The sequence below is a fragment of the Microcoleus sp. bin48.metabat.b7b8b9.023 genome (assembly GCF_013299185.1).
Taxonomy (GTDB): Bacteria; Cyanobacteriota; Cyanobacteriia; order Cyanobacteriales; family Microcoleaceae; genus Microcoleus.
In genome coordinates, this window is the sequence record NZ_JAAFKG010000013.1 from 73,889 (window position 1) to 96,145 (window position 22,257).

Sequence of the window (22,257 nt, forward strand, 5' to 3'; positions counted from 1 at the left end):
CTTAACTGTGCTGACTCTTCTCAGTTTCACCTAAAAACTCAATGTAGCAAAAAGTACATGAAAATGGTAGAATTCGGCAATAAGTCGATCGTAAATTATTGTATATTTACCCCAAAAATCGCTAGAAAGCCCATTCCTTCGATGTGAACTCGCCCGGGCGAGCCGATCGACTATCTTTGACATCAGCAGTTTAACGTACAAAGATAGCGCAAGTGGTAACAGTCTCTAGGCACTTTTACTGCAAGAATAGCCGATATGGATACATTAAATATATTCCAGTGCCCGGAAGTTACAGTGAAGTGTTTTTTGCTCTTAAGGTTTCTCTTCGCGATCGAAGAGCAAGGCACAACGAGCGAAATTCCGTTAAATCGGGCTAAAAATAGGGAGCGGGTGGTGTACGTGTCTGCGATCGCCCTGAAATTAGCTGCAACTTGGGACGAGACACCGCAGGCGATCGCCGCACAGTTGGCCGAAATTCTCAAACCGCTGTGTTGTCCAGATTTCGCCGTTCAAGTCGCACCGTCAGGAATAATTGAGCTAGAGCTGACTGATGCGGGTTTAGCTTTCTGGTTGCAGCGATTAGCTCAAATTCCCCTCCCTGTTCCAGAATATCGCACTTTATCTCCTGTTATATCCGCCGATCGGCTGTTTCCGATTCAGTACAGCCACGCACGCTGCTGTTCCCTGCTGCGAATGGCCGATCGCGATCGGTTAATTGCGATCGCACAGCCGAATGTCACCACAGCGCCGCAAATTTGGTCGCTGGCGGCCCCAAATCCTATTCCTTGGGTTGACGAGGGCGATCGTCGGCTGCTATTAGTAGCTCCAGCAGAACGCAGTTTAATTTCGGAACTGATCGCAGTGCTAGACTGTTTATCTCCAGTTTTTGAGGCAAATCAACCCGAAAAACCTGTTAATTATTTCAAATTAGCCAATAGTTTGAGCGCAGCATTTCAGACTTTTTACAGCCAGTGCCGAATTTGGGGCGAAGTCAAAACAGAACAGCCAAAACTCGCTCAAGCCCGATTGGGTTTAATATTGGCAACTCAATCTTTGCTGCGGTTTATCCTAGAAGAGCTATTAAATGCCATGGCTCCTATAGAACTTTGATTTGATTGTACGCGATCGGATTTTCGGGTGCTTAAACATTTGACAGTTGACAGTTGACAGTTGACAGTTGACAGTGAAGTGATAAGAACCGAGATTTAAACTCCGTTCCGATCACAATCTGCCTTGATGAGTAAGGGCTTCAAACCCCTGCTATTCGGTGATTTTTGGAACTAGCACGAAAAACACTGGTTTTTGGCAATAGTGCACCAGAGAAATTGTATTAAACACCATCACAAAATTTTAGAAAAATCAAAAATATAAATCATATCGTTTCGGCTTATATAAGAATAATTTTAACCGCAGAGAACGCAGAGAACACAGAGAGAGAATATAGAGATGACTACAGAGTAATGCAATCGAATTTGATATCACAGAAAATCTATTGGTCTTCAAAGATGACCAGCATATTCACTACCAACAAGACCCCAACCATGTTAAATTGACAGAACTAAGGATCGCAGATTAAATAATTTACACAAAGAAAGTGGGATGGGCGTCCCGCCCGTCCCGGAAAGACCGGATATCCCGCCCATCCCACGAACCATCAAATTATAAGTTATTTAATTCTCATTCCAAGCTCGCTGAGGTCATAAAATCATGAAACGCAGAGAAGCCATTCAATACTTAGCGACAAGTAATGCTGCTTTTTTGAGTACACTATATCTAGGCAAACAACTGGAGAATAGTAACTTGAACGCTGCCGATCGACCTCTCCCAAACTATGATTATATACTTTTATACTGGATGCCGTATGACAACAATTTATCAACCTTGGGCAAACCTATTCTTGAAATGTTACGCAAAGGTGTACAGACTGACAAAGTTTTGGTATTAGTACAATCTGATTTTAGTGGATCGAGGCGATTATCAAGAAATATTATTACCAAAGGTAACATTACAGTTCAATACTTGGAAACAGCAGACAGTAGTAGTGAAAATGTTCTGAATGAATATCTTACTTGGGCTTTGTCACAATTTCAGACCAAACATTGGGTCATTGTATTTTTAGGTCATGGTGGAAGTCTCATGCAAATTAGTCCCGATGAAAATCCCAACTACGGTTCGACTTCAATCACACAACCTAAATGGATGGATTTACAAAAAGTCAGTGAAGTTATATCTAAATTCAATCAAGATATTAATGGTAGATTAGAACTTCTGTTTTTTCAAAACTGCCATCGGGGCAATATTGAAGTACACTATACATTTCAAAATGTCGCCAAGTATACCCTGTCATCTCAAATAATACTGGGAGCACCAAATTACTATTATGAATCATTACTGAACCACCTTAGCTGTCATCCAAATCTTGACGGAGGTCAAATAGCTAAAAAAATTATGGATTTTGAACGTTTGGATATGTATCATAGTTTGACACTGACTAAAAATGATTACTTTCACCAGCTATCAGAGAAACTTAATCCGGCGATCGATTCAATTCTCATGTCCAACACTGATGCGGTCAAAAAGCTCATTTATTCAGCTTTGTTTCCCTCAAAAGTCAAACATACACAATCTGTTATACAAGTATATCATTATAGTGGAGAATCCTTCGTTGACTTGGCTAACTTTATGTTAGAAATCACGAAGGTTTCTGGTGCAGACGTAACAGCTTGCAATGTTTTCTTAACTTTTTTCAAATCATTTTTAATTGAGAGATTGCAACAAAATGGTAGATTGCTTAGCTCGACAATTCGAGGTAGGTATCAAAACTTTTCTGGCCTGGGTTTGTTTTTGCCGGCGAGTCGGCAAAAACTGGCAACTTATCATCATCTAAAAATTTATTCTGACTTGAAGCTTGTAAACCTTTTTGATGCGGTTATTTTCGATAATTAGCAAAACCGAGCAATACGAATTTCTAGGTATTTATGCAACAGTAACCGTAGGGTGCGGATACATCGATAATCGTCAATAAAAAGCGATTCGCAGCGGCGCAGCAGAGTAGAAATTGACTCCTTCATCAACTGAATCTCCACCGTCGTTTTGCCCACATCGGTAGGCCCAGCAATCACCATCACAGCCTCCCGTTCCAGCCCCCTCCGTGCAGCAGTTCATCTATTTCTGGAAGCGGGCCGCCACGTACCAGATAAGAACACTCAGGAATCAAGCAGCCACCAATCACTTTGTTGAGACTGGTCACTCCTACAGAAAGACGATTTTGAGACATTTGTTTGTCGATCTTTGGAATATGGGGCTCGTATTCATATTTAATGGTTTGAGGGGCTGTTTTGATTGTTTGTTTACTGGGCGTCTGAGAACCTTCATGAAAAATATTTCGGCAGAAAATTACGTTAGCACACAAGAATTAGAGGGTATTGTCGGCACTTCGGGCATCTGTCTGCGCCAAGATATAGAGGCTTTTTGGCAAGAAAGGGTAGAAAAAGCAGTTGCCCCAGGCAATTCAATAGCCTGTACCGTTTATCCCCATACCCAGAAAGAACTCGCCGCGGTGATTGCTTTGGCCGGGCAAAATCGCTGGCCACTCTTGCCTTGTGGAAGTGGCAGCAAACTCGATTGGGGCGGTTTAGTTAAATTTGACCCGGATCCTCCCCAGCCTAGGGCGGGCAAGGGGGCACCGCCCCTACCAAGGGGAAAGCAAGATGTTGTCAAAGTCCCCCGGGAAGGGGATTTAGGGGGATCTCCTGATGCAGGGGGGATGGTGGCTGTGAGTACGGCACGATTGAATCGCCTGGTAGAACACGCTGTGGGGGATTTAACCGTGACTGCGGAGGCGGGCATGAAGTTTGCGGATTTGCAGGAAATTTTAGGTAAAGCAGGTCAATTTTTGCCGATCGATCCAGCATATCCGCAACAGGCAACTTTGGGCGGGATTGTCGCTACTGCTGATACGGGTTCGCTGCGACACCGCTACCGGGGCGTGCGCGATTTGTTGTTGGGAATTAGCTTTGTGCGATCGGACGGTAAAATTGCTGTAGCCGGAGGTCGAGTTGTGAAAAATGTTGCCGGTTATGACTTAATGAAACTGTTGACTGGTTCCTACGGCACATTGGGCGTCATTTCTCAAGTAACATTCCGAGTTTATCCGCTGCCGGAATCGTCGGGAACTGTCATACTGACAGGAGAAACGAATGCTTTAGCTGAAGCTGCTCAAATTTTATTATCTTCTGCTTTGACACCGACGGCCGTTGATTTGCTGTCACCGCAGTTAGTAGAAAAACTGAGTTTGGGTAAAGGTTCGGGATTGGTAGTGAGGTTTCAAAGCATCGCCGAAAGCGTTAAACAACAATCCGCCCGCTTGTTGGAAGTTGGCGAAAAGTTGGGCTTGCAAGGCACTAGCTGCGGCGAAAATGACGAGCATCAATTATGGCAAAGATTGCCAGAAACAGTCTGGAATTCTGCCAATAATTCCACAATTATTTGTAAAATAGGTATCAGACCGTCGGAAGCAGTCAAGGCAATTAACGAGTTGCCGGTACAGGATGCTTGGATTCATGCGGGCAGCGGTTTGGGAGTTTTGCGGTTTGAGACTGCGACAGCCGAAACGCTGTTGCAGGTACGCAAAGGGTGCGAAGCTAAAGGCGGTTTTCTGACGGTTTTGGCTGCGCCAGCCCACATCAAGCAAGGGTTAGATGTTTGGGGCTATACTGGAAGTGCGATCGATCTAATGCGCCGCATCAAGCAAGAGTTTGACCCGGAGAATATTTTAAATTGCGATCGTTTGATCTTAAAAGGTTCGTAGTGAGGACTTCAGTCCTTCTTAAATCCCAGGAAGAGGACTAAAGTCCTCACTACCAACCAGGAATTTAAGGTTCGTAGTGAGGACTTCAGTCCTTCTTAAATCCCAGGAAAAGGACTAAAGTCCTCACTACAAACCAGGAATTTAAGGTTCGTAGTGAGGACTTCAGTCCTTCTTAAATCCCAGGAAAAGGACTAAAGTCCTCACTACAAACCAGGAATTTAAGGTTCGTAGTGAGGACTTCAGTCCTTCTTAAATCCCAGGAAAAGGACTAAAGTCCTCACTACGAACCAAAAGAATTAGGTAATATATGCAAACTTCAGAAACATCTCAAATTCCCAGCGACGATTTCAAACCCGCGAAAGAAAGCAATTTCCTAGCCCAAAATCCCCACTTGCAAACCCTTGAAATTCCCGGTTTTGACCCCAACAATCCGCCAGATCCGAAATTAATCGATACCTGCGTCCACTGCGGCTTTTGTTTGTCAACTTGTCCCAGTTATCGTGTACTCGGTAAAGAAATGGATTCGCCTAGAGGCCGCATTTATTTAATGGATGCCATTAATGAAGGCGACGCACCTTTAAACGAAGCAACTTCGCAGCATTTCGATACTTGTTTGGGCTGTTTGGCCTGCGTGACAACTTGTCCGTCGGGAGTTCAATACGATAAGTTAATTTCCGCAACTCGCCACCAAGTTACTCGAAATCAGAAACGCACTTTTTCTGACAATGTAATTCGGACTCTGATTTTTAATCTCTTTCCTTATCCTCACAGATTGCGCCCTCTGCTTGTACCGCTGTTTATTTATCAAAAATTAGGACTGCCAAAACTTGTCCGCAAAACAGGTTTGCTGAAAAAAGTATTTCCTCGCTTGGCGGCGATGGAATCAATTTTGCCGAAAGTTACTGTCGATTCTTTCCGGGATAATTTGCCCGAAGTCATTCCCGCACAAGGGGAGAAACGCTATCGAGTCGGCGTGATTTTAGGCTGCGTGCAACGGCTGTTATTCTCGCCTGTGAATGAGGCTACGGTGCGAGTTTTGACGGCTAACGGTTGCGAGGTTGTGATTCCGAAAAGTCAGGGATGCTGTGCTGCTTTACCGGAACACCAAGGACAAGCCGAACAGGCGAAAGCTTTGGCAAGACAGATGATTGACAGCTTTGAAAATACTAACGTTGATTTTGTGATTATCAACGCTGCTGGGTGCGGCCACACTTTGAAAGAATACGGTCATATTTTAGCTGATGACCCGGATTATCGGGAGAAAGCTGAGCATTTTGCTGCGAATGTAAAGGATATCCAAGAGTTTTTGGCAAGTGCCGGAATTACGGCTAAACTCAATCCTTTGACTGAGGGAGATTTGACGATTGTTTATCAGGATGCTTGTCATTTGTTGCACGGACAAAAGATTAGTTTGCAGCCGCGTCAGTTGTTGCAACAAATCCCTGGGGTGAAGTTGAAAGAACCTGTGGATGCTGCTTTATGTTGCGGGAGTGCGGGGGTTTACAATATGCTTCAGCCGGAGATTGCTGATGAATTGGGAGTACAAAAGGTGGAGAATTTGCTGAATACGGGGGCGGAGTTGATTGCTTCTTCTAATCCGGGTTGTTCTTTGCAAATTAAGAAGCATTTGGAGTTGCAGGGTAAGGCTGTTACTTTGATGCACCCGATCGAGCTTTTGGATTATTCTATTCGTGGGGTTAGGTTGCAGAGGCAGTAGTTTGCTGGGGCGGGCGGTGTCCGCCATAGATATCAACTTAAGCTCAAACCTAGTGCCAGAATGCTGTCTAAGAATTACGATCTCGCTCTCGTGGCGTCGCCGGAGAGCGAGAATCAGCCAAAAGCAAGATTTATCAAGAGTTTGAGGTGATTTTTTATACCAATGCGCCGTGTCGTGTCCCTAGCCGACACCTGTACCTGACTCACTTGAAAAGCGCTGTCATCGTAGAAATTTGTTAACCTAGTTCATTAAGAATCTCCATCCGTCTTTCCAATAGAGGTAAATTAATGGCAGAAATAGTAATTGACTTGGGCGAAGATGGTGAAATTCTGATTGATACGGCAGATAGTAACGGTTTAATTCAAGGAGATGAAGCGACAGAAAAGACAGGTTTCCGCGATACTTTACGCCAAACTGGTGAACAAGTAAAGGTAAATGCTCGTAAAGTGCTGAAACTTCCGCTTACCGGACTGGCAAAGGTTTTGATGGCTTCCCTACCAGAACCGTCGCCAAGCGATCGCTACGAACTTGAGCAGTTTTCAGTAGAATTTAATTTGGGCATCAAGACTGAAGCAGGTACTAACGTTGGTGCTGTAGCCAAGATTATGCCAGAGGGAGCATTAAAGTGTACATACACTTGGAAGCGCAAGCCTAATCCTGCAACTCCATCTTCTACAAGTCAAACTCCATAGCATTTTTACCCACCCTGTCTGATTGGGTGGGCTGCTTGATGGATATATAAATTCTCCATAGCTGACAATACAGTAGGGACACAACCATGCTCGTCTCTAAATCCGTGTATCTGTCTAGCACTACACCCCTGAATCGCTATAAGCTATGAGCAGAGATCAATTCAGCAGCAGAGCGCCATGCCAAAGCCCGATTTCAAACGAATTGAGCAGTACATCAAGAATGCCACCCTCAAAATTTTTGTCAACGGCAAATTTATAGGGACTGGTTTTTTCATTACCCGCGACGGCTATGTTTTGACTGCTTACCACTGCGTTGGTGCTGGGACAGGTAGCATTACACTGGAAAGCCCTTACGATGGTAAGTTCCCAGCCCAATTAGATCCTGACAAATCCCTCGCCCAATACGATTTAGCCATTCTCAAAGCCAACCATCAGCCGAGTCACTATTTACCGTTGGGATATGTAACCGAGAAAAATTTCGGCGATGAGGTGGTAACAATTGGCTATCCAGCCAGTCATCTGTCTCAAAATCAGGAAGTTGGTGTTTATAAGGGACATATTTCTAGATGGCGTCACGATGAATTTGTTGAGTTGTCAGAAGCTATTAAGGGCAAAGGACATAGCGGAGGTTCTGTTTATCACTATGCCAGCAGGCGAGTTATTGGTGTGGTTACTGAACGCTATCATGAGAGTGTGATGGCTAATTCAGGTTTAGCTACACGTCTCGACAAGCTGTTTAACAAATGGCTGGAGTTATCCGAAATTAACCAAGCCGCAGTTCAAATATGGGATAAAAGATTACAAACTTTCCAGACTAACGAACTCAAACACCGCATCTTTTTTGCGATGTTACCAGATGACAGCAACTATTATTCATTGCTGAATACCCTCCGCGAGGTTGTCGAAGATCGCTGGGGATGCCAATTAATGACGGCAAAAGATAGGCAGTATGGCGACAGCACCCTGGAAAATATCCGCTGCCACATGGAACAAGCCCATGCCTTTATTGCTGACATTAGTTCGGCTGACCCTGAAGTGATGTTTGTACTGGGTGCAGTTCAATTCTACTTGAGTCATTCTCCATCTATTTTGTTAGCTCAAGGTCAGCCGAACTTACCTAAAAGTTTACAAGGGCGGATGGTTATTCGTTATGCTAGCGAAACTGCTGACTTAGCAAACTATCTTGATAGCGAATTAACGCGAATTGAAGTAATCAAGCAAATGCTCAACGATCCTGAACGGGAGCATTTTCTCTCTATCAATAAATTGCAAACCCTGATGCGGTTCTCTTTACCAGAAAAAACATGGCAGCTTCTGCAAGAACGTTATCCCACAAAAGAATCGTGGCAACAGGCAAGTGTAAATACTTTGGAATCTCTGCTAGGTAAAGACGCTGACTTTGCCAGCATTATCCTGAAGCGTATCGGGCAGGCTATACCATGACGACTCGCTCCCTAAATGTTGGCGATCGGGCTGATCGACATCCCTCAAATCAAGATCGAGGTGGTCATCGAGCAATATTATTGATTTTGCCTGATTTTGACAAAAATACAAGCAGAGTAATAGGTGCAACGGCTACAGGTGATTACCTTAATATAGAAAATTACTCTTCTCTAATATCGGCTTTACGTGAAGTAGTAGAAGAACAATGGGAATGTGAGCTTTTATTGGAATCTGATAAATACTTCAGTAATATCAAGGCTGAAAACATTCGGATGCACTTAGAACAAGCTGATGCTTATATAGCAGAGGTAACAAACGCTGACCCGGATGTAATGTACCTCCTTGGAGCCGCAAATTTTTTTCAAAGCCATTGTCCTTGCATCATCTTAACTCAAACACAAAACACCTTGCCAAGAAGTTTGTTGGGTCGTCAATTCATTTTCTATGAATGTTCCCATCAGCAAGAGTTAGTGCATTATCTAGAAGCAGAACTCTCCAGAAATATTCATTTTATACAAACTGTTAAAACATCTGTACGCGAACATTTTATTTCTATTTCAAAACTACAAAGAATTGTCGCTTTACAGTGGTTTAACTCTAAAACTTGGCGAGAGCTACAAAACACTTACCCTACTAGAGAAGCATGGCAAAATGCTACGGTAAATAAAGTTGCTTCTATTGTTGATGGACAAAAGGATGTGGCAGAGATCATTCTCAAACGTATATATCAATGGCTTGAGATGTAAACAAATAGAAAAAATACAACTATGACTACTCGCTACCAAACTGTTTACGATGAGGCTGTTGAACTATACAAAAAAAACCGCTGCTATGATGCGGCTGTACTTTTCCAGCAAGCCCGCCAAATTTCTAAAGAGTACGGCTTAAATCCTCAAGCAGCGACAGCAGGGGTGTGGGCAGCTATTAGTTGGCATGGAGCCTCTCATCCCTTGAAAGCCTATAGTTTGCTGATCGATATTTTAAGCACTGCTGATAGTGACCTAGATATTACAGACAAATGGCGTGCAAGAAAGCGAGTTTTTTGCATTTCTAGATGCTACTCGCCAGACCTGGATCAACTAGAAAGAAATCTAGAAAAGCTGCGCCTGTTTCAACAAGAATATCCCGAATTACCAATAGCCGATATTCATCAAAATACAGGTGATTTACTCATATCGCAAGGCAGGTGGCAGGAGGCATTAGCAGAATATGAACTCGCTTGGAGTGAATTTAGTGAATATAATGACTGTGGTTATCTTAAATTCTGGAAAGCCTCACTCGCTGGGTTCTGCAATCTTCGATTAGGAAAGCCCGACTCTGCCCAAAGGTGGTGCGATCTCTTGGGCGAAACAGAGACAGACTGGCCCAGTAGCCGAATTGCTTGGTATAATCTACAAGGTAATCTTGCCCTTTATCAAGAAAACTGGCATCAAGCAGAGCAACACGCCATCCAAGCAGAAAAGAAAGCCGATCTAGTTCAGGAATATGAGTTTGCAATTCCCGCGCTTGACCTTCGGGTAAGAACCCTACTCCTCCAGCCCGATTTAGGCGACCCCGCTGACACTAATCATCCCGCCCGTTTTCGTTTGAGACAGCGTTTTTCCGGAAAAATTGACGTATATAATAAGTACAATCAAGCCTTATTATTGGCAGATTATCGACTCGCTAGTATTCGCTACTCGGCAGGAGTTCTCCCAGTTGATGATTATTGGTATCGCCAACCCCAACAAGTTCCTAGTTGCTGGCCATCCGGTTTTCAGGAGGCAGATTTTCGACTGAGAAAACAGTTAGCTCGTCGAGGCATAAACCGGGCTATGGTTCAGGCAAAATATTTAGATAATTGTTTCCGATGTACTTGGAGACAAGCGGAAGTACAGCAACGTTTTGAACGATTGAAAGAGCTAGTGCCAACAGTCAACTAATTAACCTAAATACGAGGATTATTATGCTAGAAATGAAATTTGATTTCGATGGTCTAATTCAACTATTAGCTCGAAATTTATATAGAGAAAAGCGAGTTTTTATTAGAGAATTAATTCAAAATGCTCATGATGCCATTATGCGTCGTCGTGCCAAAGAAGGTGATGCTTTTGTTGGGAAGATTAGCATTGAAACTCGTCCAGATGAATTGCGATTTGTACTCAGAGATACGGGGATAGGCATGAATAAAAATGACCTAATTGAGTATTTGTCAACAGTTGGTAAAGGAGCAACTAGAATCGCCAGAAAAGAACAGGACATAGAAGGCTTAATTGGCTTATTCGGCATCGGTTTTTTGTCAGCGTTTGTGGTCGCTAGTCGAGTAGAAGTCCGCACCCGCCGTTTAGGTGAACAAGAGGGGTGGGTGTGGCAAAACTCTGGGAATAAAGATTACACTATCGACCCCTGCGAAGTCAGCGAACCAGGGACAACTGTAACAGTTTTCCTCAAAGGTGAAGAAGAAAAAGGAGTGATCCATAAAGAAAAAGTACAAGATGTGATTCGTTACTATACTGATTTTTTAAAAGTACCAATTCACCTTAATGGTAGTTCTGAACCGATCAACGCCATGCGGATGCCTTGGGAACAGGAAGGAAAAAGTAGCCAAGAAATATTGCTAGATACACGCATTTATCTCGAAAAAACTATGCGCGACAGCGTGTTAGAGGCTATCCCTGTGCAACTGCCTGATTTAAACACATCAGGGGTACTTTATATCACACGATTTCGTACTTTTCAGCGACAGTTACCTCGTGCTGTGCGCTTGTTTGTTAATCGGATGTTTATCTGCGAGAAGGAAACAGAGTTATTGCCAGAATGGGCCCAATTTATCAATGGAGTAATCTGCTCTGGAGATCAAACACTAACCCTGACAGCAGCCCGCGATAATTTTATTCGCGATGAGAATCTTCAGCTTTTGCAAGATGCTTTAGGCAATTTAGTGGTTAAACATCTTGAAGAACTTTCTCAAAGCAATCCTAAGCGCTTCTCAGAAATTCTCCGCTTCCACGATCTTAGTATTAAAGCCGCCTGTTGGTATCATGATGAATTTTTTGATAAATTTGCCGATTTACTACAATGGCGTACCAACAAAGGTGAACCTACTACTTATGGAAGTGAATTTACCCACCAGTGGCGTACTTTATCGCAAGTTTTAGAGGAACTTCCCAGCCTAGAAGGGGAATCTCAATCTTTGCCTTATTTCAGCGATAGTAACGCTGCTAATCAATATTTCCAAATGGCTGATGCTGCCAGAACCTTAGTCGTCGATGCTAGTTATCCTTTTGAACAAAATCTGATCAAAGAGTATGAGAAACGTGCTAAAGACAAGATTAAGGTAGTAGCAGTTGACCGCGAAGAAGATGATCCGAATGTCTTTCAGGAACTTCACGAGCAAGCTGATGTCAAACTGAAACGATTAGCCGAATATATGTCTCAAGTGATCCGTCCAGGCGGTACGGGACGCATTCGGGTAGAGGCACGTTACTTTAAACCCATAGAATTAACAGCTATCATTCGGTCTACTGAAGAGAGTACAGGTGGAATGAAAGCCCGCGAACTCTTAAGCGATCCTAATACGCCAGAAGATTTGCGCGAAATGGCTCAAGAAATGATGCGAATGTCCCGTAATTCTGCTTTACGGTTAATTATCAATGCTGGAAATCCAATGGTACGACTGTTAGCTAAACAAAGCTTTGACAACCCTAATGTGTTAGATATTATGCTTGGTATCTATAACAGTTCTATTCTCTATAACCAAGAGTTAATGACTCCACAGAATGCTCGCATATTTTATGATGATTTTCAAAAGCTGCTGCGGCGCGATCTTGATTACATCATTGAAAAAGCCGATTTACAGCGTCAAGCTGAGGATTTAGAAAAACAGCGTCAAGCCATGCAAAAAAATCAGAAAGAAGGCAAAACGCCCAAGCATCTTATTTTCTTTTTAATGACTCCATTAGAAAATACATATCAACCATTTATTGAAACAGTACGAGAAGTCATTGAAAATCATTTCGGCTGCCAGCTATTTGTAGCTAGTGACAAACAGTATGAAGACACTGTAATTGAGAATGTCCGCTATCACATGGATCAAGCCCATTCTTTTATTGCTGAAGTCACTGATGCCAATCCGAATGTGATGTTTGAATTAGGGGCGGCTCGCTTTGATTTGCGCGAACGTCCAATTGTCTTAATGCGTAAGAATAACAACCAATATCTGCCTGTCGATCTCCAAGGACGTATCTATGTCGATTACGGTGAAAAAGAAGGTCAAGAATTAGCAGAATATTTGGAGACGCAATTACGCGCAGATGAACGGATTAAACCTCTGCTTAATAAAACAGGACGGGAACGGTATATTTCACCAAAATTCTTGAAAGCAGTCACTAAAATGCAATATCTAGAAGATAAAATTTGGCAAATTTTAGCCGAACAGTACCCCACAAAAGAAGCATGGCAAACAGCATCGGTAGACCGCGTTAAAGAAATTTTGGGCGAAAATGATGATTTAGCTGAACCAGTGCTTAATCGGATCAAACAGGGAATTTCTGGGATGAGTAGTTAGCTGAAAAAGTATTTTATCGCTTGTGGCTATGGCATCAATTCTGCCGAAGGTAACTGTCGATGCTTGCCGGTGCCGGGATAATTTACCCGAAGTCATTCCGGGAACAGGGAAGAAACGCTGAGGAATAGAATAAAGAGTCAGATGAATCGGCTATTTATTCAGAAGTATCGCACTTCTAACTCTTCCCAAACTGCTAAAATTAAATTCAACAGTCTTTCACCCCGCACAACTGTTATGGTAACTCAAATCCCATCCCCTACTCAGGAAGCAGTTGTTTACCCCGACAGCGACGGCTTACCAATGGCAAATAATACCGATCAATTTCGGTGGATTCTCGTCATCGAACAAAATTTAGAATGGATGTATGCTGATGACGAGAATGTATTCGTAGCTGGTGATTTGTTTTGGTATCCAATCGAGGGAAGATCGAATATTGTTAATGCGCCCGACGTGATGGTTGCGTTCGGCATACCTAAAGGGAGACGCAGTTCTTACCAACAGTGGAATGAGTCAGGAATTGCACCGCAAGTTGTGTTTGAAATTCTTTCTCCTAGCAACACGCAGGATGAAATGGATAAGAAGTTGCTATTTTACGATCGCCACGGAGTTGAAGAATATTATATCTACAATCCTACCAACAACCAACTGCGAGGGTGGCTGCGGGGACAAGATGGCTTAGATGCGATCGCCTTAATGGAAAATTTCGTCAGTCCTCGATTGGCAATTCGCTTTGATTTATCCGGCGATGAATTGCAAATTTATCGACCAGATGGAACCTGGTTTTTTTCCTACGTTGAGATTTGTCAACTGTTAGAGGAAGCCCAACAACGGGCTGAACTTGCAGAAACCACTTTAGCAGAGGAACGCCAGCGGGCCGAACTTGCAGAAACCACTTTAGCAGAGGAACGACGGCGATCGCAGATTTTGGTGGAACGGTTGCGAGAAATGGGCATTAACCCAGATGAATTAAGTTAGACAGACTCCAATCGATCGGCATTGACCCGGAACAATTTTAAACTGGATTGGGGAAAAGATCGATCGCACTTTTCAAATTGAGCAAAAGTGCGATCTGGAACCACGACAACTGTCAACTGTCAACTGTCAACTGACTCTTCCAACTTCAAAAAATGCACTTGTCCCGAAGCTTCCGCCGCGACAATTGTCACCCCATCTGGTGCCATAGCGCAAGCTTTCAAAGCACTATCTCCCCTGAAAGTAGCAACTATTTTTCGACTCAACAAATCCCAAACTTTCAGAGTATTATCATCCGAAACTGAAATCACTCTATTTCCCACAGTCGCCAAAGCTGTAATCGCATCCGCATGACCCGTCAAAGTAAAAATTTCCTTTTGACTCGACAAATCCCAAACTTTAATCAGTTTCTTCCTCCCCCCAGAAATTCCCCATTTACCGTCTGTGGTAACTACCACAGCATTCACAAAACTCTCATGACCTTTGAGAGTAAAAAGTTGATTTTTTACGACTAAATTCCATAAATTTGCCAAAATATTATTTTCTTTTCCCAAACTCCAAACTTTCAGACTTGTGTCGCCGGAAGCCGAAATTATCCGCTTGCCATCGGGAGTAACTGCCACAGCTTTTATCCCGTCGGTGTGACCGATAAATGTAAAAACTTCCTCTCCTGTTTCCAAATTCCAAATTTTAATACTTTTGTCTCCCGAACCAGAAATTGCCAGCCGGCCGTCGGGGGTAACAGCAACCGAATTTACCCAATCTGTATGACCTGTCAGACTAAATATTTCTTCTCCAGTTTCCAGATTCCAAACTTTAACTGTTTTGTCACCTGAACCTGAAACTATTCTCTGGCTGTCGGGGGTAACAGCGATTGCTTTTACCCAATCTTTATGACCGGGAATAGCAAAAATTTCCTCTCCATTTTCCAGATTCCAGACTTTAATGCTGTTATCTCCCGAACCGGAAATTGCTTTTTTACCGTCGGCTGTCACTGCTAAAGCATTTACCCAGTCATCGTGACCGGCAGATGATAAATTTTCTTTGCCTGTTTCTAAGTGCCAAACTTTGAGAGTTTTGTCAGAGGAACCAGAAACTATCCGCTTGCCGTCGGGGGTGACAGCAACAGCATTCACCGGGGCGATGTGATTGGTAAAAGTAAATAGTTCTTCTTTTGTTTCCAAATTCCAAACTTTCAGCGTTTTGTCGCCTGCGGCCGAAACTACGCGTTTTCCGTCGGGACTGACTGCCACAGCTTGGACGAAACTGCTGTGAATTCCTAAAGTGAAAAGTTTTTCTCTGGCACTCAAACTCCAAACTTTGATTGTGCCGTCGTAACTGCCGGAAATTATGTGTTCGCCGTCGGGAGTTACTGCTACAGCTTTTACCCAATCTGCGTGACCGGTAAGGGTAAAAAGTTCTTTTCCTGTTTCTAGTTTCCAGACTTTAATGCTGTTGTCGCCAGACCCGGAAATCAACCGCTTGCTGTCTGGAGTTACTGCTACGGACTGGACAAAACTGCTGTGACCTTTGAGGTTGAAAATCACTGCCCCTGTTGACAAATCCCAAACTTTTATGCTGCCGTCCCAGGAACCAGAAATTACTCGCTTGCCGTCGGGAGTTACTGCTACAGCTTCTACTGCAAAAGTATCGCCTGCAAATGTTAATATTTCTGTTCCAGTAGCTAAATTCCAAATTTTAATAGTATTGTCCCAAGAACCTGAAATTACTTTTGTTCCGTCTGGGGTTACGGCTACAGCATTAACGTAGGTAAGATGACCTTTGAGGGTGGAAAGTTCTTCTCCTGTTTCTAAGTCCCAAACTTTGAGAGTGTGGTCGGAGGATGCAGAAATTGCTCGCTTGCCGTCGGGGGTGATTGCTACAGCTTGTACCCAATCTGTATGTCCGGTGAGAGTGCGTAGCAATCTGCCGCCAGGGGGGGTAAAGCTGGGGGTTAGCGGCCGCAGCCAGGGTATTTTTTGTTGTTGTGCTTGGGCTAGCAGTGCTTGAATTTCGGGAATTTCAAAGCGCATCAACCGGGCAATTAGTTGGGTCGCTAGTTGGGTTTTATCTTTGGCTAAAATGTGGGCAGAAAGCCTGATTGCTTCTTGGATTAATTTGAGTTTGTCGGCTTTTTCATCGGAGGTGATAATATCGGGACTTGTTGCTAAATCGTAATCTTCTATTAGCGCTTGTGCTCCCGCTGCTGACAGCTTGGCTTCAATAAAATTGTAATCTGTTAGTAAGCTGTATAATTTCTCTGAGTCGGAAGTCGCTGCTAGCTGACTTGGTAGGATTCCCAAACAGTGCGTCTGTTCTGCGGGCTGCATTTTATCCAGCCCTTGTGTAAACTCGCTCATAAATTTGTGTATGTCTTTTTTTAATGTATGCGATCGCTAGCTGCACCTTGCCCAAAACCCGATCGAGAAAGTTTTCTCACTTACTTTGCTCGTTTACTTAGCATGGCATATTTGAAGGCTATTTGCTACCGGGCTGCTGCCCTCGGTTTGGCGATCCTTCGATGAATCGCTGGTTTTTTAGTCTGAGTCTGGTTTGAGAATTTTCAAGTCCTGCGATTGCCATCAACCACCACCAAGATCGTTCAACTCAAAGCCCAAAATCTACCGATCGACAACTATCTGACATATATCGTTGTTTTTCTTAACATAACGGGTTTTGGGCAATGATTGTCGATCGCTCCACACAATTGATTTTTGATTTTTGATTTTTGATTTTGGATACTTCGACTTCCTTCGGCTACCTTCAGGAAAAGTCGCTGTACAAGTTTGAGACGGAGGCTAGGACGATCGCTCTTACAATTAAAGAATTGACTTCGAGCGCAGTGAATCTGGAAAGTTGAACGTTGTACTAAAATTTGCAGAACTTAAGTTGGCAGGCTGTACCCGTTTTTGGACGGAGTTAAGGTAAAATTTGTGAGCGCGCCATCCTGTTTGATGTGCTCCCCAAGACTTGTTTAGCGAAATACGGTAGCGAATGCTCTAATTTTAGGTCGATCGGGCTGCATCGGCCCGACAGATGTCCGCCTGCTTGGGTTTTGTACCTCAACCGCACCTGCTTGGCTCAAACCTCCCGAAAAGCTTTGCAGGTGCGCCCCGTTCCTTTAAAATAGAAAACAGGACTTGCACTCTTAAACCGGGTTTCTCGCTAAAATCATTGGTTTGGCGGCTAGTTACTCAAAAAGAAACCGGTTTTCTGACTCCATAGCGCGCAAGTCGCGATCGCAAATCAAGAACTATTTAAGTTTAGAGACAAATTTCATGGATGTTATCGAGTTTTTCGAGTTAAGTGCAGGCAAATGGTTTTCCCAGCGCACCGTACACAATCTCAATTCTGGGGAATTGCAAGCAGGTAAATCTGACCTCAAAATAGAAATGCTGACAGCTAACGATGCAGCAGTCGTCAAACTTTGCCAACAGCACTCGACTAACCCGGACTCAACTGGACTCAGGGGCGTTCGGATTTCTTGGGACGGTGTTCCCGATCGCAACCAAGCTAAACAAGTTGGTTCTACAATATTAGCGATCGTCCCGAATCCCGACAATCCTAGCGAAGGCAAAGTGTTGCAAGCCAAGGGAAACACCCGTTACGTGATGGGCGGCGACGATGTGCTGACATTGATTACAGAATCAGATACCGTCCATGCTGAAGAAAGGCTGTGGTATCTCATCCCCAATCTGCGCTTGCGGACTAGCGTTGTCAAGCAAGCAGACGGTACGGAACAAGCATCTTTTTGTTCGGAAATTCGGATGGGTGGAAGTCCGAAAAACAGTTGACAGTTGACAGTTGACAGTTGACAGTTGACCAAGGAAGGAAGAAAGAAAGAAAGAAAAAAAGAAAGAAAGAAAGAGGATTGGAGTAATAGACTTGAATTGCCAAAATATTTTTGCGGTGTTGTTTGCATTAATTCTTGTTGACTGTTCCCCGTTCCCTGTTCCCTATTCCCGACTTTTGCAAGAAGTCTAATGAATAGTCTGATTTTTATTTCTCCAGACAAGGGTTCCGGCTTTCAACCAATTCTTTCTGGTAATTGGTGAGTACCTGACTTGCAGGGAGAACCTCTATATCTAATTTCCAAAAATGAATACAAGCCCCAACTATTCTGAGTAATTCTCCCCAAAATTTAGACTCCTTTTCAAGCTCCCAGATGAATCTGTGAAGTAAATTGAAAAATGGAAAATTGACTGACAGCTTATTTATTTTTGATGCTTTCTCCTTTCTTTCTGCGGCCTTCCCGGGCAACGGCTTTTAACTTGGCGTGAAAATCAGTGTGTTTGGCAACAGGAAATGATTTTTTGACAGGTTTGTCTGTTAATTTGCGATCGGGTTCGGCTCCATCGGCCAGGGCGGTAACATCCACATCTTCATATACTACAACTTCTGTATTTTCTTGAGTGCGATCGCCGGCAGTGGCGACTTTTTCTGTTTCCAGGGCCTCTGTATTGGGGACTTCTGCATCTGACGCGCGATCGATTTCTGCTTCTGACTGCTTGCTCGTATCTATTTCGGCGACACCGAATTCGGATTCTGGGTGGGATAAAAGTATCTCTTCCTGCGACGGTTGAGCATAACTTTCAAAGGTTAAATCTTGAGGAAAATTGTTGCAAACTAAGCGTTCAAACTCGCGATTAAAATGATAGAGTGGCTGACCTATCCGGTGCCACATACTCAATAGCTGTCCGACAGAAACAGCTTTGTAGCGCCCTTGATAAAGCGCTTCAACCACTGCTAAACGCAACCAATAGCCGGGATACTTGGTCAACCATTCACCAGCCAATTTCTCTGCTTTTTTGCCACCTAGGTCAAAACCGTAGTGAACCAGCAGAGCCGCTGCTTGTGCAGATATTGCCGTCACTTCTGTCATGGGAATTGGTAATTAGTCAGTTGTCAGTTGTTAGTTGTCAGTTAGTAGGGGCGGTGCCCCCGTGCCCGCCCTCTTCGTTGTCAGTTAGTAGGGGCGGTGCCCCCGTGCCCGCCCTCTTCGTTGTCAGTTAGTAGGGGCGGTGCCCCCGTGCCCGCCCTCTTCGTTGTCAGTTGTCTGTCCCCGAAGAGCAAACTTTATCATTAGTCCTTAGTCCTTAGTCCTTGGAAATTGAAAAATTGGAAATTGGTGATTGTTTTTGCTTCGTTATTACCAATTACCAATTACCGGAAAGAATTGGTAGAAAGCCGGAACCCTTTGACGTAGAAATTACGATCGGACTATTCATTACTCCAATCCTCTTCCTTAAGGGTAGAGGTAGCTCTCAAACTGTTAAGAGGGCGGGCACGGGGGCACCGCCCCTACAAACTGTCAACTGTCAACTGTTGAACCATTACCCAATTCAATTAATCGGATAAACGCACACCTCCTTCTACTGTTCGCACGTCCCCGGAAAATGGTTGGGGTGTGCCGTTCCAGTTGAAGTCGCTAATTCTAAATGTCAGGCTGCCGACTTGACGCTCAGGATTAAAACGCAAAATAATTGCGTAGCTGCGACGGCTGTATTCTAAAGTGTAGTTCGTACTGATTGTTTCCCTGCTATCTAAATTAATAGCACTTTGAAACCCGACTCGAAACCCTCCGTAAACTTGCTGCACAAGTCCAAAAGACAGGACTTTCAAATCTACTAGCCGATCGAACAAATAAGGCGATACCCCGTCCCGCGCTACCTGAGTGTAAGTCACGTTAAATCCAGTGTAGTCGAGGAAAGGGCGGGAGAAATGGCCGAACTGCCCTTGAATGCCGATGCTGCTGGCGATCGAATTTTGTCGATCGCCACTACTATAATAAGAGCCAACTCCTCGGACTCCCAAAGCCAGTTGCAAGAAGGGAACCACCGGCGTCCTGGTGTACTTCAAACCCTGGGTGGGAGTGCGGGGCAGCGGTTGACCTTGCCACAGGTTGAAGCCGCGGCTGAGGGCGACGCTGACTTGGGCGCGGCCCAAATCGATGCGGTTGTTTTCGCGCACGGGATCGAGCAAATCTGCTCGATCGGTGTCAGCATTGATAAATTGATACCCGGCTTGGTAGCTGAAATTGATGCCTGTGTTGCCGATTTGCATCTGTGGGGAAGTGAGGACGGCCCCGAGACTGCTGTTGACGGTTTGAAAGCCTAGAGAACCGTTAAACAGTCGATCGCGATAACTATATTCTGCGGCTAGATTGTGATTGCCGATCGACTGTCGCAGCCGCAAATTGCCCCGAAAAGCATTTTCAGCTAAATCCGGGAAATTATCAAAATTCAGAAATAACGCGGATCCTTCCAGGCTGGTGCGAGGGCCCAAAGTCGCGTTCAACTTGGCTTTCAGCCCGTAGCTGTCGGGGGAAAACGGATTGCCGCCGTTCTTTTCCACGATTCGCTGGAGGTAAATTTGGGGTGTTAGAGTCAGGCGCACGGGCCCATCCTGGAACACTTCATAACCGCACTCGGCAAACAAACCGCCCCTGTCGCCCCCGTCGTAGCCGAAAGTCAAACAGGGGCCGTTTTTCTGTTGGCTGTCAAAAACTTGCCTGCGGGGATACACGGGTATTTTGATGCGGTTGTCGAACACCAAGCGGGGCGAATTTGTGACTAATTCCTCAGCCGTGGGCGAAATCCTGGTAATCGTTGCCCTCCGAGCCCTGTATTCGAGTTCCGGCGGGGAAAACGGGTCATTAGTAATCCGAATGTTGGTTGCTACTCTGACGCCATTTGGCAGTAATTCGAGGCGGTCTGCTTCAAAGCGGACGCGGTTGACGGCGCCGACAATTTGGGGGGCTGCTAACTGTCCGCCACCGCCGCTGCTGCCGCCACCACCGATGGTAATAGTAGCAGCGCCGGGGGATTTGACTCCGCGTAGGGGCTGTTGGCTGGTGAGCCGATCGCTCAGCGGCTGTTCTAGAATGGTTCCAGCACTAATATCTGTGGGTAGTGTGGGGGTTAACTCGCTACCTGCTGCGGGGAGGAATATTTCGCCGCTGGCTTGTTCGACTGCGCCGGAGTTGAGTCCGAGATTGAATTCCATCTGCCTGCCGCGGACTACTTGTTGACCGCGGGTATAGGCGACATTACCGGATGCTATCACTTGGCGGGTGACTAGGTTGACGATCGCGCGATCGGCATCAATCACAGTTTGTCGGAACCGCACCACAACCCTACCAACCGCCGTGACAATTTGCTGTTTGTCGTCAAATTCTTGGCTGTCGGCCTTAATTTCGATAGTGTCGGCCGGACTTACCGGAAATGGCACCGTCCGCTGAGAAGGCGCGGTGCGGACTCCGGGCGCGGCCGGTTTGGGCTGCGGTTTCGGTGCTGCGGGAGTGGCTGGTTTGGGTGTCGTTGGCGTCGTTGGTGTCGTTGGAATCTCCAATTCTTGCTGCTTTGTAGCAGGCGGTTCTGGCGCTTCGGGAACAGGAATCTCCGCAGGTTCGGGGGAGTTATTTTTTAACTCCTCGCCTTTAGCCTGATACCCGTCGTCTGGCTGTCGGACAGCATTATTGTCCTTTTTGCTCTGATCCCTTGCTGTTCGTTGACGATTCCGAGCGGCAATGGCATTTTCTACTGAACCCAATTGGTAAGCAGTAAACGAGGTATCTTTCTGGGCTGTCACAGTTTCAGGTTGTCCTACAGCAGTCGGAGGCTGAAATTCCGCTGCTGCGCCGTTACTTTCCACAGAGGTTGCGGGGTCAGCAATTTCTGGCGCCCCACTGATGGCTGGGGTGGTGCCGAGGAGTGCTGCTGAGGGTTCTGGTTCGGGCTGAACGATTTCTGGGCTGGGTTCCGGTATTTCTGCGGAGTTGCTGCGGGTGTCTCCATCATTTACTGCCACAGTGAGGGCGACTTTTTTGGGCTTCGCGATGTAGATGATGGCAGAGGGTTCGGGCGGCGGTACCGGATAGGGCATAGTTACAACAGGTGAATCATCCGATTTTAGATTTTAGATTTTAGCTTTTAAATTTTAGAGGATTATTTTATAGCGGAAAATCGATCGTCCAAATTTTTGCATTTAACAGGCAGCGTTTCAAGGTTAACCGGAAATCTTCTGGTGTGCCTCGCAGCTAACCGACTGATCCTCAGAAACTGAGTTGATTGCCAGA

17 protein-coding genes are annotated in these 22,257 nt (G+C 44.9%); 12 read left to right on the plus strand and 5 right to left on the minus strand.

Translation table 11 applies throughout. The features are described from left to right. The first annotated feature begins 255 nt into the window (after window positions 1–255). Window positions 256–1,110, plus strand: a complete 855-nt coding sequence (locus QZW82_RS10350) for a DALR anticodon-binding domain-containing protein (RefSeq protein WP_293147684.1) — start codon at window positions 256–258, stop codon at window positions 1,108–1,110. 597 nt (window positions 1,111–1,707) lie between these two features. Further along, on the plus strand, window positions 1,708–2,946 hold the full coding sequence (locus QZW82_RS10355; protein ID WP_293147686.1) for a clostripain-related cysteine peptidase: 1,239 nt from the start codon (window positions 1,708–1,710) through the stop codon (window positions 2,944–2,946). On the opposite strand, the gene QZW82_RS10360 is transcribed toward QZW82_RS10355, so the two are convergent. Then, complete coding sequence (locus QZW82_RS10360) at window positions 2,943–3,125, minus strand: hypothetical protein (RefSeq protein WP_293147688.1); 183 nt, start codon at window positions 3,123–3,125, stop codon at window positions 2,943–2,945. The genes QZW82_RS10355 and QZW82_RS10360 overlap by 4 nt on opposite strands. Then, window positions 3,125–3,277 carry a hypothetical protein gene (locus QZW82_RS10365; RefSeq protein ID WP_293147690.1) on the minus strand — a complete coding sequence of 51 codons (153 nt, stop codon included), beginning with the start codon at window positions 3,275–3,277 and terminating at the stop codon, window positions 3,125–3,127. The genes QZW82_RS10360 and QZW82_RS10365 overlap by 1 nt, the downstream gene beginning before the upstream one ends. Before the next feature lie 96 nt (window positions 3,278–3,373). On the opposite strand from QZW82_RS10365, the gene QZW82_RS10370 reads away from it, so the two are divergent. The 8 genes from QZW82_RS10370 (at window position 3,374) to QZW82_RS10405 (ending at window position 14,183) form a co-directional block, all read left to right on the plus strand. Further along, window positions 3,374–4,810 (plus strand): FAD-binding oxidoreductase, encoded by a 1,437-nt coding sequence (locus QZW82_RS10370; protein ID WP_293147692.1) that lies wholly within the window; start codon window positions 3,374–3,376, stop codon window positions 4,808–4,810. 307 nt (window positions 4,811–5,117) lie between these two features. Further along, complete coding sequence (locus QZW82_RS10375; RefSeq protein ID WP_293147693.1) at window positions 5,118–6,527, plus strand: heterodisulfide reductase-related iron-sulfur binding cluster; 1,410 nt, start codon at window positions 5,118–5,120, stop codon at window positions 6,525–6,527. A gap of 287 nt (window positions 6,528–6,814) precedes the next feature. Then, window positions 6,815–7,219, plus strand: coding sequence for a hypothetical protein (locus QZW82_RS10380; protein ID WP_293147696.1), 405 nt, complete (start codon window positions 6,815–6,817; stop codon window positions 7,217–7,219). Window positions 7,220–7,396: 177 nt separating this feature from the next. Continuing rightward, complete coding sequence (locus tag QZW82_RS10385; protein WP_293147698.1) at window positions 7,397–8,662, plus strand: serine protease; 1,266 nt, start codon at window positions 7,397–7,399, stop codon at window positions 8,660–8,662. Beyond that, the gene (locus QZW82_RS10390; RefSeq protein WP_293147700.1) at window positions 8,659–9,408 is read left to right on the plus strand and encodes a hypothetical protein; all 750 of its coding nucleotides are present in this window, start codon (window positions 8,659–8,661) and stop codon (window positions 9,406–9,408) included. The genes QZW82_RS10385 and QZW82_RS10390 overlap by 4 nt, the downstream gene beginning before the upstream one ends. Window positions 9,409–9,429: 21 nt before the next feature. After that, a complete protein-coding gene (locus tag QZW82_RS10395) occupies window positions 9,430–10,584 on the plus strand; it encodes a hypothetical protein (protein ID WP_293147702.1) in 1,155 nt (384 codons plus the stop codon). A 23-nt stretch (window positions 10,585–10,607) separates the two neighbouring features. After that, window positions 10,608–13,208: an ATP-binding protein gene (locus tag QZW82_RS10400; RefSeq protein ID WP_293147704.1), complete on the plus strand. Its 2,601-nt coding sequence runs from the start codon at window positions 10,608–10,610 to the stop codon at window positions 13,206–13,208. Between the two features lie 234 nt (window positions 13,209–13,442). Further along, complete coding sequence (locus QZW82_RS10405; RefSeq protein WP_293147758.1) at window positions 13,443–14,183, plus strand: Uma2 family endonuclease; 741 nt, start codon at window positions 13,443–13,445, stop codon at window positions 14,181–14,183. 119 nt (window positions 14,184–14,302) lie between these two features. Here QZW82_RS10405 and QZW82_RS10410 read toward each other — a convergent pair whose 3' ends face one another. Beyond that, on the minus strand, window positions 14,303–16,540 hold the full coding sequence (locus QZW82_RS10410; RefSeq protein ID WP_293147706.1) for a hypothetical protein: 2,238 nt from the start codon (window positions 16,538–16,540) through the stop codon (window positions 14,303–14,305). 918 nt (window positions 16,541–17,458) lie between these two features. On the opposite strand from QZW82_RS10410, the gene QZW82_RS10415 reads away from it, so the two are divergent. Next, window positions 17,459–17,974: a phycobiliprotein lyase gene (locus QZW82_RS10415; RefSeq protein WP_293147708.1), complete on the plus strand. Its 516-nt coding sequence runs from the start codon at window positions 17,459–17,461 to the stop codon at window positions 17,972–17,974. A gap of 416 nt (window positions 17,975–18,390) precedes the next feature. On the opposite strand, the gene QZW82_RS10420 is transcribed toward QZW82_RS10415, so the two are convergent. After that, window positions 18,391–19,062 carry a hypothetical protein gene (locus QZW82_RS10420; protein ID WP_293147710.1) on the minus strand — a complete coding sequence of 224 codons (672 nt, stop codon included), beginning with the start codon at window positions 19,060–19,062 and terminating at the stop codon, window positions 18,391–18,393. Window positions 19,063–19,298: 236 nt separating this feature from the next. On the opposite strand from QZW82_RS10420, the gene QZW82_RS10425 reads away from it, so the two are divergent. Beyond that, entirely contained in the window at window positions 19,299–19,538 is a 240-nt protein-coding gene (locus QZW82_RS10425) for a hypothetical protein (RefSeq protein ID WP_293147712.1), read from the plus strand. On the opposite strand, the gene QZW82_RS10430 is transcribed toward QZW82_RS10425, so the two are convergent. Then, window positions 19,527–22,064, minus strand: a complete 2,538-nt coding sequence (locus QZW82_RS10430) for a DUF3769 domain-containing protein (RefSeq protein ID WP_293147713.1) — start codon at window positions 22,062–22,064, stop codon at window positions 19,527–19,529. The two genes, QZW82_RS10425 and QZW82_RS10430, sit on opposite strands and share 12 nt — an antisense overlap. Window positions 22,065–22,257 lie beyond the last annotated feature (193 nt).